Source organism: Ornithinimicrobium cerasi (assembly GCF_003702705.1).
GTDB classification, from domain to species: Bacteria; Actinomycetota; Actinomycetes; order Actinomycetales; family Dermatophilaceae; genus Ornithinicoccus; species Ornithinicoccus cerasi.
In genome coordinates, this window is sequence record NZ_QZMN01000010.1 from 95,530 (window position 1) to 109,497 (window position 13,968).

The window sequence follows — 13,968 nt, forward strand, 5'->3', positions numbered from 1 at the left end:
CGGGACCTGGCTCGCGGCAGGAGGGACCGGGGATGGGTGCACGGACGAGGGCGGTCGTTGCGGCACTGGCGGCGCTGGCGCTCGCGGGCGGCCCGCTGCCCGCTCAGGGCTCGCCGGGAGCGGACGAGGGGCCTGCGCCGCGCACGATCAAGGAGGCGGTCGCCGACGACCTCGGGATCACCATGACGGAGTTCGTCGAGGCGGGGGCGGCGGCCGAGCTCGCGGCCCCGCGACTGGGGCTGGAGGGTGACCGGACCGTTGGCACCGTCGGTCCACCGCCCCTCGCGCTCCTCACCGACGACGGCGTCGAGATCCTGGAGAGCGGTGCGGGGGAGGGCGCCCACGGCGCGTTCGCCGACCTGGAGGAGCTGCGCGGGCGTTACCTCGCCGACGTCGGTCCGGACGGCCTGACCGGTCTGGCCTACACCCTGAACGGCTACGAGGTCCTGGTCACGGACCCGGACGAGGCCCGGGAGCGAGGGCGCACGGACCCGTCCTCCCCGGTGCGCTCACCGAGGCAGTGGGCCGCCGAGCACCCCGGGGTCACCGTCGTCGGGACCACCGGCCCGCGGGCCGGGGCGACCCTCCGCGGTGGCGCGCCCATCTCCTTCGGGTCCTCGGCCTGCACGCACGGGTTCAACGGCTACTACAACAGGGCCCAGGTCGGTCTCGCCGCGGGACACTGCGCCCACGGGGGCGGGAGCGCGGTCTGGGCCGGTTCGACCCGGGTCGGCACCGTCACCTGGTTCCAGTTCGGGGCGCCGGGGTCGGCCCTGGAGTCCTACGGCACGGACCTGACGACCTACAGCCAGGGGTCCGCCTTCACCTACCCGCCGTCGGTGACCGCAGGCTCGAGCAGCGTGACGATCACCGGCCGTGCCCCGGCCGTCCTGGGTCTGCCGGTCTGCAAGATGGGCCGTCAGACCGGCTGGACGTGCAGCACCGTGAACAGGATCGGCTGGCAGTGGATCGGCGACGGCTCGGGCGACATCTCCCGGCCCAAGCGGTGGGTCTGGTCCCTCTTCGCCGACCTCCGGGTCATCCCCGGTGACTCCGGGGGTCCCTGGGTGGCCGGCAACAAGGCGGTCGGCGTCACCTCCTCCTACGACTGGTACGCCGACGGCCGGCCCTACTCCACCGCCGCCCTCCTCACCTCGCTCGACGACTACCGTCCCGGTGCCCAGGTGAAGGTCTGGCTGGGCAGCCCGTCGGTGGGTGGCGTCGAGAAGGTCGACGCCACCACGGCGCTGGCCCGGTGGGCCAGGGGCCGCGTGGTCAGCGGCACCCTCAGCAGGCCGTCGGGCGACTCGATCTCGCCGGGCACGGTGATGGACGTCGTCGTGGACGGCACCCGGGTGGCCTCGCCGTCGGTGGCGGCCGACGGCACGTTCAGCTTCTCCTACCCCGGCTCGGACGCCACGGCCCACACCGTCACCATCCAGGCACGCCAGGGGGACTCCCGCGGGAGCGTGCTCCGGGTCCTCGACGAACCGGCAGGGTCCGCGCCGAAGGTGGTCCGCCACGCCGGCGCCAACCGCTACGCGACCGCCGCGACCGTCGCGAGGACCTTCTACGCGCCGGGGGTGGACACCGTCTACGTCGCCTCGGGCCAGGACTTCGCCGACGCGCTGTCGGGGGGCGCCCGGGCGGGGTCCGACGGGGTGCCCGTCGTCCTCACGCCGGCCACCGGGCTGCACACCGCCACGCGGGACGCGCTCACCCATCTCGCCCCGCGCCGCATCGTCGTGCTCGGGGGGACGGTCGCGGTCTCGGGCGCGGTGGAGAGGGAGCTGCGCACCTACGCCCCCGTCGTGGAGCGGGTCGAGGGCCTGGACCGCTACCACGTCTCCGCCGCGGTCTCCCGGACCTACCCGGCCGGCCAGAGCACGGTCTTCGTGGTCAGCGGGCAGGCCTTCCCGGACGCCCTGGGCGCCTCGGCGCAGGCGGGGTCCCTCGGCGTCCCGCTCGTGCTGACCCGGTCCACGAGCCTGCCTGCGGTCGTGGCCACCGAGCTCGCGCGCCTGCGCCCCGCCGAGATCGTCGTCGTGGGCGGCACCGTGGCCGTGAACGGGGACGTGGAGGCGGCGCTGCGGGCCTACGCCCCGAAGGTCACCCGCATCGCCGGCAGGGACCGCTACATCGTCTCGGCCCTGCTCGCCCAGAGGTATGCCGTGCCCGCCCAGGAGGCGTGGGTGGCCCGCGGGACCGACTTCCCGGACGCGCTCGCGGCCGCGCCCGTCGCGGCCCGGGAGGGCGCACCCGTCGTGCTGACGCGACCGACCGGGCTCCCGGCGGTGGTGGGGACCGCGCTGGAGCAGGTCCGGGCGCCGGTGGTCCGCATCGCCGGCGGGACCGTGTCGGTGGACCAGGTCGTGGAGCGCGACCTGAGGTGGCTGACGTACCCGTTGTGACCCGCCACCTCGGGTGAGTCGCACGTCACAGCCCCCTGCTGGTGTGGATCGGAGGATTTGTTACTACGCTAAATAGTGGAATTGCCGCCGGCCCACCTTGAGGAAGCACCATGCACCGTCGTCCCGCCGCCCTGCTCGCCGTCGCCGCCCTCGCCGTGGGGTTGAGCGGCTGCACCACCGAGGAGCCGACCCCTGCCGCCACCGCCTCGACCCAGGCGACGCCGGCGGCCGACGAGCAGCAGCTCCCGGACGACCTCACCAGCGCGCTCGCGGGCTTCGGCGTGGACGCTGCCGACATGCGTTCCGCCATCACCGAGCTGGACCAGGTCGACCAGGAGCGCCCGCTCGACGTCCAGGCGTCGGTCCGCGCCCACGAGGTGGTCTTCACGGGTGCCTCCGGCGAGGTCTCCATGCCGATCGAGGGCGAGGAGATGTACGTCTCGATCGCCCCCTACGTCGACCAGACCCACGAGTGCTACTACCACGCCCTCGGTGGTTGCCAGGGCGAGATGACCGGGGAGGACGTCCACGTGACGATCACCGCCGAGGACGGCACGGTGCTGGTCGACGAGGACGTGACGACCTACGCCAACGGGTTCGTCGGGTTCTGGCTGCCGCGGGACGTCACGGGCACGGTGGCGGTGACCGCGGGTGACCTCACCGGGGAGACGCCCTTCGACACCACCGACGAGGGCCCCACCTGCATCACCACGCTCCAGCTGGCCTGACGGTCACCGGTCCCGCCCGGGACGTCAGACCTCGGTGAGCAGGGTCGCCGGCTCCTCCACGCAGTCGGCGACGAACCGCAGGAACCCGCCGGCGGTGCCGCCGTCGCACACGCGGTGGTCGAAGGTGAACGAGAGCTGGGTCACCTTGCGCACCCGCAGCCTGCCCTTGTGCACCCACGGCTTGTCGACGATGCGACCGACCCCGAGCATCCCCGTCTCGGGGTGGTTGATGATCGGGGTGGAGCCGTCCACGCCGTGGACGCCGTAGTTGTTCAGGGTGAACGTCCCCCCGCTCATCTGGGCCGGCGACAGGCTGCCCTCCCGCGCGGCCGAGGTCAGCTCCCGCAGGGCGGCCGCCAGCTCCGGGGTGGACATCTCCGAGGCCCCGTGGACCACGGGCACGACGAGGCCGCGCGGGCTCTGCGCCGCGAAGCCCAGGTTGACCCTCCCGTGGTGCACGACCTCACCGGCGTCCAGGTCGACCGAGGAGTTCAGCGCGGGATACCTCCGGAGCCCGGCGACGACGATCCTGGCCAGGAGCGGCAGCACGCCGATCCCGGCGTCCGGCCGGGCCTGCTTCAGCGCGTCCTTGGTCCGCATCAGGCGCGTCGCGTCGACGTCCACCCAGGTCGTGGCGTCCGGGATCTCGCGGCGGGACCTGCTCAGCCGCTCGACCATCACCTTGCTCACGCCCTGGATGGGCACCCGGACGTCGCCGGCACCGCCAGCACGGTATGCCGTCCCGTCCGGGGTGCCGGACCCACCGGACCGCTCCTGGCGGGCCGCCTCCAGGTCCGCCCGGCGGACCACCCCGGTCGGACCAGGCTGCACGCTCGTCAGGTCTATCCCCCACTCGCTCGCCAGCCTGCGCACGAGGGGGGAGATCACGCGGACCGCCGCCCTGCCGGCGACGGACGGCGGGCCCGGTGGCGCGGGCGTCTGCGCAGCGGCCGCCCCACCTCGTCGACCCCCACGGCGACGCCGCTCGGGGCCGGCGCCCGCGCCATACCCGATGAGCGGTCGCTCGGGGGAGTCCTGCGCGCCGGGGTCCCCCTGAGGGACCTGGGCTCCGGCCCGCTCCTCGGAGCGGTATTGCTCGCCCGCCGCGTCGCCGCCGGCGATGGTGATGAGCGGGGAGCCGACGGCCAGGACGGTGCCCGGCTCGGCGTGCAGCTCGGCGACCGCGCCGGCGTAGGGGCAGGGGACGTCCACCGACGCCTTCGCCGTCTCGACGGTGACGACCTCCTGGTCCACACCCACCTCGTCCCCGACGACCACGTGCCAGGCGACGACCTCGGCCTCGGTCAGGCCCTCACCGAGGTCGGGCAGGCGGAAGACCTGCGCCGTGCTCACGCGGGCACCCCCTGCGCGCCGGCGGTGGCATGCGTGAGGTCGGGTTCGTCGTCCCACTGGAGGCGGGCGATCGTGTCGAGGATCCGGTCGACCCCGGGCAGGTGGGTGTGCTCGAGGATCGGTGGGGGATAGGGGATGTCGAGACCGCTGACCCGGAGCACGGGGGCGGCGAGCGAGTGGAAGCACCGCTCGGACACGCGGGCCGCGATCTCCGCGCCCATCCCGCCGAAGCCCTGCGCCTCGGCGAGCACGACGGCCCGCCCGGTCCTGCGGACCGACGCGGCGACGGTCTCGTCGTCGAACGGCACCAGCGAGCGCAGGTCGATCACCTCGACGCTCCAGTCCTCCTCCGCCGCAGCGACTTCCGCGGCCTTGAGGGCGTTCGGGACCTGCGGGCCGTAGGTGATGAGGGTGACGTCCGTGCCCTCCCGGCGCACCACGGCGCGCCCGATCGGCTCGGTCCGGGCCGGGAGCTCGAGCTCGGCCTTGGACCAGTAGAGCGACTTCGGCTCCAGGAAGATCACCGGGTCCGGGGACGCGATCGCCTCGCGGAGCAGGCTGTAGGCGTCCGCGGGCGTCGACGGGGTCACCACGTGCAGGCCGGGCGTGTGGACGTAGTAGCCCTCGGAGGAGTCGCAGTGGTGCTCGACCCCGCCGATGCCGCCGGCGTAGGGGTAGCGGATGACCATCGGCAGGGTCAGCCGTCCGCGCGTGCGGTTGCGCATCTTGGCCACGTGCGAGACGACCTGCTCGAACGCCGGGTAGCCGAAGGCGTCGAACTGCATCTCGATCACCGGCCGGAACCCCTGCGTGCACAGCCCCACCGCGAACCCGGCGATGCCGGCCTCGGCGAGCGGGGTGTCGAAGCAGCGGTCCTCGCCGAAGTCCCTCGTCAGCCCGTCGGTGATCCGGAAGACGCCACCGAGGGCCCCGACGTCCTCGCCGAGCACCAGCACCGACTCGTCCTCGCGGAGCGAGTCGCGCAGCGCGGCGTTGAGGGCCTGGGCGTAGGTCGTGGGCTGGCTCATCGCGCCGTCTCCTTCGTGGTCGAGGGCGTCCCGGACGCCCCGGCCGTCGACGCCGTGGCGGCGATCTCCTGCCGGACCATCTCCGCCTGCTCGCGCAGCTGCGGCGTCGGCTCGGCGTACACGTGCGCGAACAGCTCCATCGGGTCGACGACCGGCTCGGCGTTCATCCGGGTGCGCAGGTCGGCGGCGAGGTCCTCGGCCTCCACCCGCACCTCCTCGACCCGGGTGTCGTCCAGCACGCCCTGGCCGACGAGGTAGGCCTGCAGGCGCACGACGGGGTCCTGCCCCGTCCAGCCGTCGACCTCCTCGGGGGTGCGGTAGCGGGTCGCGTCGTCGGCGTTGGTGTGCGCCTCCATGCGGTAGGTGTGGGCCTCGATCAGGACGGGGCCGTGGCCCTCGCGGGCGTGCCGGTATGCCGCGCGCGTCACCGCGAGCACGGCGGCGGGGTCGTTCCCGTCGACCTGCTCGCTCCGCACGCCGTAGCCGATCCCCTTGTAGGCCAGCGCCGGTGCCTTGGTCTGCTTGGCGAGAGGGACGGAGATGGCGTACTTGTTGTTCTGCACGAGGTAGACGACCGGGGCCGTGTAGACCCCGGCGAAGTTCAGGCCCTCGTGGAAGTCGCCCTCGGAGGTCGCGCCGTCGCCGACGAGGCACAGCGCGATGCCGCCGGTCTTCCTGCGGCGCATGCCGTCCGCGGCGCCGGCGGCGTGCACGGCCTGCGTCGCCAGAGGAGTGCACTGGGCGGCCGTCCGGGTGGCGACGGGGTCGTAGCCGCAGTGCCAGTCGCCGCGCAGCAGGGTCAGCACCTCGACGGGGTCGATGCCCCTGGTGACGAGGGCCATCGAGTCGCGGTAGGTGGGGAAGAGCCAGTCCTGCTCCTCGAGGGCCAGGACCGGGGCGACCTGGCAGGCGTCCTGCCCGCGGGAGCTGGGGTAGACGGCGAGGCGTCCCTGCTTCGTCAACGCGGTGGCCTGGGCGTCGAAGCGCCGGCCCAGGACCATGCCGCGCCAGACGGCGAGCAGGTCGTCGGTGCCGGGCAGCTCGTAGCCGCGCTCGGTCATCTCGGGGGTGGGTGCGGCGCGGGAGCCGTCGGGCTCCAGGAACCGCACGGGCTGCGGGCAGGGCAGCAGCGTGCTGATGTCGCTCATCGTCGAGTCCTCCACAGACGTTCGTTCGTCCTATCGTCGCGCACCCGAGACGTCGTCCCCTCCCTCAGTCGGGAGGTCAAGACGTCTGGCACGATCAGGGGATGGATGAGAGCAGATCGTCCGGGCAGCCACCCCTCATCGGGTCACCGTCGAGACACGCGGCGCACCTCGACGACACCGACCGCCAGATCGTCGGCGCCCTCCGCCTGGACGGCCGGCTCTCCGTGCGCGCCCTGGCGGAGCAGGTGCACATCTCGCGGGCCAACGCCTACGCCCGCCTCGAGCGCCTCCAGCGGGACGGCGTCATCACCGGCTTCACCGCGACGGTGGACCCGGACCGGATGGGTCTGGCGACCTCGGCGTTCGTGTCGGTGAGCATCGAGCAGGACAGCTGGCGTCGCGTCGCCCAGGCGCTCTCGGACCTCCCCGGCGTGGAGCGCATCGCGCTCGTCGGCGCCGAGTTCGACATCCTCGTCCAGGTGCGGGCGCACGACAACCACGAGCTGCGCGACGTGGTCCTGGAGCAGATCCAGGCGGTGCCCGGCGTCCGCGCGACGCGGACCTGGCTGATCTTCGACGAGTGGACCACAGGGTGACCCATGCGCTCCGGGGACGTGACAGTGGTTCACCGCCCGACCCAGTCGACTCATTGGTCCGCGGGGTGAACCAGCAGACTCATCGGCTCCGAGGATGAACCATCAGACTCAGTGGATCTGAGGGTGAACCAGTCGACCCATTGGGTCATGCGCGGGACCAGTGTCACGTGGTCCGGGGGCATCCGTGCCTCACCGCACGCGCGGCAGCTGCTGGTCGGCGCGCTGGACGCCCCGGAACGGGTCGCCCTGCTCAGCCAGTCGGTCCGGCACGGTGCGGATGGTCCACCGGTCGGGCCGGAGGTCGGGGTCGTCCAGCTCGTCCCAGGTGATCGGCACCGAGACCGGCGCCCCCGCGGCCGGCCTGGGGCTGTAGGGCGCCACGAGAGTCTTGTTGACCGCGTTCTGGGTGTAGTCGAGCCGAGCGAGTCCTTTGCGGGCCGAGACCTCCCAGCTCCAGCTGACCAGGTCGGGCACCACGGCCCCGATGCTCCGGGACACCTTCTCGGCCCAGCGGCGTGTGTCCTCGAAGCTCGGACCCAGCTGGATCGGCACCCACACCTGGATCCCGCGCTGACCGGTCACCTTGAAGTAGGCGCGCAGCTGCAGGTGCTCGAAGGCCGTCCGGTGCAGGCGGGCGAGGACCAGCGTCTCCTCCCAGGTGGTGCGCTCCCCGGGGTCGATGTCGAACATCACGGAGGACGGGTGGTCCGGCGCGGTCGTCCTCGACGTCCACGGGTGCCACTCCAGCGCGCCGAGGTTCGCGGCCCACACCAGGGCCGCAGCCTCGTCGACGACGAGGTAGGTCCTCGTCTCCCCGGGTCCGGCGCCCGGGTTGTCCCAGCGGGGCAGCCAGCCGGGCGCGTGCGAGGGGAGCTCCTTGTGCCAGAAACCCTTCTTGTCCGCGCCGTCGGGGTAGCGGTGCAGGTTGAGCGCCCGCCCGGCCAGGTAGGGGAGGGAGACCGGGGCGACCTGTGCGGCATACCTGATCAGGTCGCGCTTGGTGACCGGCTCCTCGCCCTCGCGAGCGGGGAAGAGGACCTTGTCGAGGTTGGTCACCTTCAGCGTCCGGCCGAAGACCTCCCAGCGGCCCTCCGCGCCGAGCGCATCCAGCGCCGCGATCTGCTCCGCGGTCGGCGGGTGCGGCACCTCCACGCGGAGCGACTCCTCTGCCTCAGCCGCGGGCCGGTCGGAGTGCCAGAGACGGTCGGGGTCGGCCCTCACCTCCTCGTTGGTACGGCCGGTCAGCACCGAGCGGGGGTGGTCCTCGGCGTCCCACCCCGGGACGACGTGCCCGTCGTGCTTGTGGAAGAGCAGCCACTGCTCCTTGTCCCCCTCCTGCCGTGCGGTGCGGACCAGCATGAACTCCCCGCTCAGCTTCTCCCCGTGCAGCCGCACGTGCAGCGTCCCCGCGCGGAGCGCCGCCGTGACGTCCTCGTCGTGCGAGTCCCAGGTCCCGGTGTCCCAGACGATCACGTCACCGCCGCCGTACTCACCGGAGGGGATGACGCCCTCGAAGTGGAGGTACTCCATGGGGTGGTCCTCGACGTGGATCGCCAGCCGGCGGACCTCCGGGTCCAGCGTCGGGCCCTTGGGCACCGCCCAGCTGGCGAGGACCCCGTCGACCTCGAGGCGGAAGTCGTAGTGCAGCCGCGTGGCCCGGTGGCGCTGCACGACGAAGACCCGCTCCCCGGAGGCGTCGGCGGGGCTGGGTCCGCCGCTCGGTTCGGGCGTGCGTGTGAAGTCGCGCATCCGCTGGTAGCGGGCCAACGGGTCGGGGTCCGCAGGCGGGGACGGCGGCTCCGCCGGGGAGGTATGCCGCTCGCGCACCATGGTGCTCACGGTGCCACGGGAGGGGGGTCCACGGTGCGGTCGTGTCCACAGGAACAGTGTGTGACATCTGTGTGACATCGGCTAGGGTGGCAGCATGGGTGTGGTGAACGTGCGGATCTCGGGGGAGGCCGAGCAGGCGTTGGCGGAGCTGACTGCCGACGGGACGAGCACCTCGGAGGCGGTGCGGCGGGCGCTCGTGGAGGCGGTGCGGCTGCGTCGCCGGGAGACGATGCGCCTGGATGCCCGACGTGCCATGGCCGACCCTTCGGACCGGGAGGCCGTGCGTCGCGCCATGGAGGAGTGGGCCGATGTGGATCAGGGGTGACGTCTACGAGGTCCCTGCGCCCGGGGGCGCCAGGGGGCACGAGCAGCGGGGGCGTCGGCTGGGAGTCATCGTCCAGTCGGACGACCTCCCCCTCTCTACGGTCGTCCTCGCACCAACGTCCCGCTCGGCCCCACCGAGGATCTTCCGCCCGGAGGTCGAGGTCGGGGGTGAGCGGACGTGCGTCCTCGTCGAGCAGCTGCGCACGATCGACGTGAACCGCCTGGGACGTCTCGTGGGACACCTGGGCCGCGACGACCACCGAGCGGTCGACCAGGCCCTGGAGATGGTGCTGGCGCTCGACCTTCGCTGACCTGGCCAGCACGGAGGGTCTCCTCGGTCCCGCGCTAACCGGTCACCCCACCCAGACCTGGTCCGGGGCCGGGTGGGAGAGGAAGTGGGTCATCGCCTGCGTGTAGGCGTAGGCACCGGCCTGGCCGAACACGACGACGTCACCCGGGCGCAGGTCGGCAGGCAGGTCGCCGGTGCCGACGCGGTCCAGGGAGGTGCACAGCGGGCCGGCGAGGGTCGTCGGCAGGAGGTCGGGTCGGTCGCAGGAGGCACCACCTCCCAGGACGCCGACACCCGGCCGGACCGCCAGCGTGGGGAACGACTGCCCGGTCATCAGCGGGCGCAGCAGGTGGTTGATCCCGCCCTCGAGCATGACGAACCGCTCGCCCCGCGAGACCTTCGTGCGCACCACCCGGGCGCAGTAGACGCCGGTCGGGGCGGACAGCCACCGGCCCGGCTCCAGCAGCAGCTCACCGGTGAACCAGGGGTTCTCGTCGAGCACGCGACCCAGCCCCGCGCCGAGGGCGCGCACGTCCAGCGACGGCTCGCTCACGGCATACCGCACCCCGAGCCCGCCCCCGAGGTCGACGAGGTCGAGCTCGCGCCCCAGCAGCTCCTGCAGCCGGCGCGCGATGACCATCGAGGTCCGGTGGTTGGTCAGCAGGCGCCCGGCGTCGAGCTCGTTGCTCGCGGCGAAGACCTGCAGGCCGGTGATCCGCACCCGCCCGTGGTGCGCCGCCTCGGCCACGAACGCCTCGAGATCCTCCTCGTCCACGCCGAACGCGCTCGGGCCGCCACCACCGATGATCGTCGCGCCCTCCGACACACCTGACGCGGGGTTGACCCGGACGCTCACCGGGAGCGGCCGGTCCCCGGTGTGCAGCGCGTGCAGCCGGGCGACGTCCTCGATGCCGTCCACCTGGACCCGTGCGCCGGCGAACAGCGCCGCCTGCAGGTCGCGCTCGGACTTGGCCGGTCCCGCCACGACCATGCCGGAGCCGGTGCCCCCCGCCGCCAGCACCGCGGAGACCTCGCCGGCGCTCGCGCAGTCGAACCACGCACCCTCGGCCGCGAACGTCTCCAGCAGCGGCAGACCGGGGTTGGACTTCACGGCGTAGGCGAGCCGGACCCGGGCGGGCAGCGCCCTGCGCAGCCGGCGGTAGCGCTCCCGCGCGGCGGCGAGGTCGTAGGCGAAGAACGGCGAGGCGTGCGCGCTCGCCAGCTCCAGCAGCCGCTCCTCGTCGAAGGCGAACAGGTCGGTCGTCGCAGCGGTCAGGATCATGCCTCCCACCAGGGCGCCAGGCGCCGCAGTCCTTCCTCGAGCTCCTCCAGAGGGCCGCCGAGGCTGACCCGCAGGAAGCCGGCGCCGCGCGCTCCGAACGCCGACCCCGGGACCGTCGTGACCAGGCTCTCGTCGCGCACCCGCAGGGCGAACGCCTCCGTCTCCTCCGCCGGGACACCACCGGGCAGCGGGAGCCACAGGTAGAACCCGGCCCGCGGGCCGTCGCCCGCCGTCGCGGACAGGCCGGGGGCGACCCGGGCGAGCGTCGCCCAGCGCCGCCGTACGTGCTCCCGCGCCCCGGGCAGCACACGGTCGGCCGCACCGAGCAGCGCCACCGCCGCATCCTGCGACGGCTGCGCGGGCGCGGTGGTCATGGCGTTGTGGACGATGCGCGCGGGGGCGAGGACCTCGGGGTCCCCGACCGCCCAGCCGATGCGCAGCCCGGGCGCGCCGAACGCCTTGCTCAGCGAGCCGAGCACGACGCCCGCCTCGACGCCCGCCACGTCGTGCAGACCGACGGGCGCGGCATCGAGCCACAGCTCCTTGTAGACCTCGTCGCTGACGAGCAGCGCACCCGCCCGTGCGCACGCCTCGGCGACGGTCGCGAGGCCCCTGGCGCTCGCCATACCCCCCGTGGGGTTGGCGGGGTGGTTGAGGACCACGACGGAGGTATGCCGTGTCGTCCCCAGGGTCCGCACGAGCGCCTCCGCGTCGAGGTCGCCGCCGGGGCCGAGCGGGTAGGGGACGGCCCGGGCGCCGCAGAGCCCGGCCAGCGAGACGTAGGAGACGAACCCGGGGTCGGGGACGAGGACGTCGGAGCCCCGGGTGGCGTGGGCCCGGAAGAGCGCGAAGAGCGCCGCCTGGCTCCCCGAAGTGACCATGACCTGCTCCGGTGACACGGCGGACCCGTCGGGGTGGGCGGACCTCGCGGAGAACGCCGCGACGGCCTCGACGAGGTCGGGGCGACCGGAGTTGGGTCCGTAGGGGAGGCGGGCGTCCGTCCCGCCGAGGTCGCGCAGGGCCTGGCGCGCGACCTGGGGCAGCGGCCAGCCCGGCTCGCCGAGGGCGAGGCTGACCGTGCCGGGGGGTGCGCCGAGGGCCATGCGCCGGATGGGCGAGAGGCTCGGGCCGCCCACCGTCGGGGTCGGGGCGCTCACCGCAGGGCGCCCTCGAGCGTCGTGGCGGCGTCGGTGGAGCCGTCGCGGTACTTGACGACGACGGGCGCGTAGAGGGAGAGGCCGAGCACGTCCGCGTAGTCGCCGCGGGCCGGGCGCGACCCGGGCACCACGACCGCGCCCTCCGGGACCTCGCCCCGCAGCTCGGTCTGGTGGACGAGGTCGTAGATCGTCGTGCCGGCGGTGAGGACGACGCCGGGTGCCAGCACCGCGCGCTCGCGGACGACGACGCCCTCGTAGAGCCCGCACTGCGCGCCGACGAAGACCCCGTCCTCGACGACGACCGGACGGGCGCCGACGGGCTCGAGCACGCCACCGAGCTGGACGGCGGTCGAGAGGTGGACGTCGCTGCCCACCTGGGCGCACGAGCCGACGAGCACGTGGCTGTCGACCATCGTGCCCCGGCCCACCGACGCACCCACGTTGACGTAGCTCGGGGGCATGACGACCACCCCGCGCGCGAGGTGGGCGCCCCGTCGCACGGACGTGCCGCCGGGGACGAGTCGCACGCCGTCGGCCAGGCCGAACCGCCGCGCCGGCACGAGGGACCTGTCCACGGCACCGCCGGGCCAGTCGAGCTCGACCGTCTCGCTGTGCCGGAAGGCGGCGAGGATGCCGCGCTTGACCCAGGCGTGCGAGCGCCAGGTGCCCTCCGGCGTGCGCGAGGCGGCGCGGACGACCCCGCGCTCGAGCGCGTCGAGCAGCTGGGCCACCCGCTCGAGCGTCTCGTGCTCGGGAGCGCTGTCGAGGCCGTGGGTGAAGAAGTCCTCCAGCGAGGTGCGTGGTCCGGTCACGGCCGTCACGACGCCAGCCCGACGAGGCGCTGGCTGAGGCGCTCGGTGCGGCGGTGCGCCTGGAGCCCGGCCAGGGCGCGCTGCACCTGCGTCCACGTGCCCGGCTCGGCCGGCGACAGCGGGAGCCGGACCGTGGCGGTGGACAGGCCGAGGCACGCGAGGGCGGCCTTGAGCGGCACCGGGTTGGTCTCGACGAACATCGCGTCCATCACCGGCGCCAGCAGCGCCGCCGCGTCCCGTGCGGCGGTCAGGTCGCCCGCCGTGGCGGCGTGCACGAGGCGACGGGTCTCGACCGGGGCGACGTTGGCGGTGACCGAGATCAGCCCCCGGGCGCCGACGGCGATCGCCGCGAGCGCGAGGTCGTCGTCGCCGGCGAGCACGACGCGGCCCTCCGGCGCCTCCTGGCACAGCCGCGCGATCTGCCGGACGTCGCCGGAGCTCTCCTTGAGCGCGACGACCTGGTCGACGGCCCAGATCTGCCGCATCGCGGCCGGGGTGATGTTGCAGCCGGTGCGTCCCGGCACGTTGTAGGCGATGATCGGCAGCCCCGGCGCGGCCTCGGCGACGGCACGGTAGTGCGCGACCAGCCCGCTGACCTGGGGCTTGTTGTAGTAGGGAGTGACGACGAGCAGACCGTCGGCGCCGGACGCGGCCGCCTGGGCGGCGAGCTCGCAGGTGCGGAGGGTGTCGTTGTGCCCGACCCCGACGACCACCGGGGTGCCGTGCCCGGCCTCCCGGGCCAGCTCGACGGCCTGCCGCACGAGCGCGAGCCGCTCCACGTCGGAGACCGTCGCGGCCTCGCCGGTGGAGCCGAGGACGACGAGGTGGTCGACGCCCCGGCCCCCGGCGAGGACGTGCCGCACGAGCCGCCCGAACGCCGGGTGGTCGACCTGCGGCGTGCGCGCCCCACCCACGGCGTCGGTGCCCGTGGTGAACGGCGTCGCGAGGGCGACGCCGAGGCCGGTGAAGGGGGGAGCGGGGAGGCTGCTGGTCATGGCGGCCGTCCTTTC

Annotated in this window: 13 protein-coding genes; 5 read left to right on the top strand and 8 right to left on the bottom strand. The window is 73.9% G+C overall.

The window, feature by feature from the left end; all coding sequences use genetic code 11:
- The first annotated feature begins 32 nt into the window (after nucleotides 1-32).
- Nucleotides 33-2,411 carry a cell wall-binding repeat-containing protein gene (locus D4B81_RS12705; RefSeq protein WP_122262980.1) on the top strand — a complete coding sequence of 793 codons (2,379 nt, stop codon included), beginning with the start codon at nucleotides 33-35 and terminating at the stop codon, nucleotides 2,409-2,411.
- A 110-nt stretch (nucleotides 2,412-2,521) separates the two neighbouring features.
- Nucleotides 2,522-3,139, top strand: coding sequence for a CueP family metal-binding protein (locus D4B81_RS12710; protein ID WP_097188654.1), 618 nt, complete (start codon nucleotides 2,522-2,524; stop codon nucleotides 3,137-3,139).
- 24 nt (nucleotides 3,140-3,163) lie between these two features.
- On the opposite strand, the gene D4B81_RS12715 is transcribed toward D4B81_RS12710, so the two are convergent.
- Genes D4B81_RS12715 through D4B81_RS12725 form a run of 3 tightly spaced genes read right to left on the bottom strand, consistent with a single transcriptional unit; the run spans nucleotide 3,164 to nucleotide 6,668 of the window.
- Nucleotides 3,164-4,492: a dihydrolipoamide acetyltransferase family protein gene (locus D4B81_RS12715; protein WP_122262981.1), complete on the bottom strand. Its 1,329-nt coding sequence runs from the start codon at nucleotides 4,490-4,492 to the stop codon at nucleotides 3,164-3,166.
- A complete protein-coding gene (locus D4B81_RS12720) occupies nucleotides 4,489-5,520 on the bottom strand; it encodes an alpha-ketoacid dehydrogenase subunit beta (protein ID WP_122262982.1) in 1,032 nt (343 codons plus the stop codon). Before D4B81_RS12720 ends, D4B81_RS12715 begins: the two co-directional genes overlap by 4 nt.
- Nucleotides 5,517-6,668 (bottom strand): thiamine pyrophosphate-dependent dehydrogenase E1 component subunit alpha, encoded by a 1,152-nt coding sequence (locus D4B81_RS12725; RefSeq protein WP_122262983.1) that lies wholly within the window; start codon nucleotides 6,666-6,668, stop codon nucleotides 5,517-5,519. Before D4B81_RS12725 ends, D4B81_RS12720 begins: the two co-directional genes overlap by 4 nt.
- A gap of 101 nt (nucleotides 6,669-6,769) precedes the next feature.
- Here D4B81_RS12725 and D4B81_RS12730 point away from each other — a divergent pair, with 101 nt between their 5' ends.
- Nucleotides 6,770-7,264, top strand: a complete 495-nt coding sequence (locus D4B81_RS12730) for an Lrp/AsnC family transcriptional regulator (protein ID WP_122262984.1) — start codon at nucleotides 6,770-6,772, stop codon at nucleotides 7,262-7,264.
- Between the two features lie 189 nt (nucleotides 7,265-7,453).
- Here the strand turns inward: D4B81_RS12730 and ligD are convergent, their stop codons facing one another.
- Nucleotides 7,454-9,094, bottom strand: coding sequence for a non-homologous end-joining DNA ligase (gene ligD / locus D4B81_RS12735; RefSeq protein ID WP_122263021.1), 1,641 nt, complete (start codon nucleotides 9,092-9,094; stop codon nucleotides 7,454-7,456).
- A gap of 94 nt (nucleotides 9,095-9,188) precedes the next feature.
- On the opposite strand from ligD, the gene D4B81_RS12740 reads away from it, so the two are divergent.
- Entirely contained in the window at nucleotides 9,189-9,419 is a 231-nt protein-coding gene (locus D4B81_RS12740; RefSeq protein ID WP_122262985.1) for a hypothetical protein, read from the top strand.
- Nucleotides 9,403-9,729 (top strand): type II toxin-antitoxin system PemK/MazF family toxin, encoded by a 327-nt coding sequence (locus D4B81_RS12745; protein WP_237565981.1) that lies wholly within the window; start codon nucleotides 9,403-9,405, stop codon nucleotides 9,727-9,729. Before D4B81_RS12740 ends, D4B81_RS12745 begins: the two co-directional genes overlap by 17 nt.
- Before the next feature lie 42 nt (nucleotides 9,730-9,771).
- On the opposite strand, the gene D4B81_RS12750 is transcribed toward D4B81_RS12745, so the two are convergent.
- From D4B81_RS12750 to dapA, 4 genes are read right to left on the bottom strand one after another with little or no spacing between them, the layout of a single operon-like run.
- On the bottom strand, nucleotides 9,772-10,989 hold the full coding sequence (locus D4B81_RS12750; protein ID WP_122262986.1) for an alanine racemase: 1,218 nt from the start codon (nucleotides 10,987-10,989) through the stop codon (nucleotides 9,772-9,774).
- Complete coding sequence (locus tag D4B81_RS12755; RefSeq protein ID WP_122262987.1) at nucleotides 10,986-12,146, bottom strand: pyridoxal phosphate-dependent aminotransferase; 1,161 nt, start codon at nucleotides 12,144-12,146, stop codon at nucleotides 10,986-10,988. Before D4B81_RS12755 ends, D4B81_RS12750 begins: the two co-directional genes overlap by 4 nt.
- Complete coding sequence (locus D4B81_RS12760; RefSeq protein WP_237565982.1) at nucleotides 12,143-12,958, bottom strand: 2,3,4,5-tetrahydropyridine-2,6-dicarboxylate N-succinyltransferase; 816 nt, start codon at nucleotides 12,956-12,958, stop codon at nucleotides 12,143-12,145. Before D4B81_RS12760 ends, D4B81_RS12755 begins: the two co-directional genes overlap by 4 nt.
- 5 nt (nucleotides 12,959-12,963) lie before the next feature.
- On the bottom strand, nucleotides 12,964-13,953 hold the full coding sequence (gene dapA / locus D4B81_RS12765) for a 4-hydroxy-tetrahydrodipicolinate synthase (RefSeq protein ID WP_122262988.1): 990 nt from the start codon (nucleotides 13,951-13,953) through the stop codon (nucleotides 12,964-12,966).
- Between the last annotated feature and the right edge of the window lie 15 nt (nucleotides 13,954-13,968).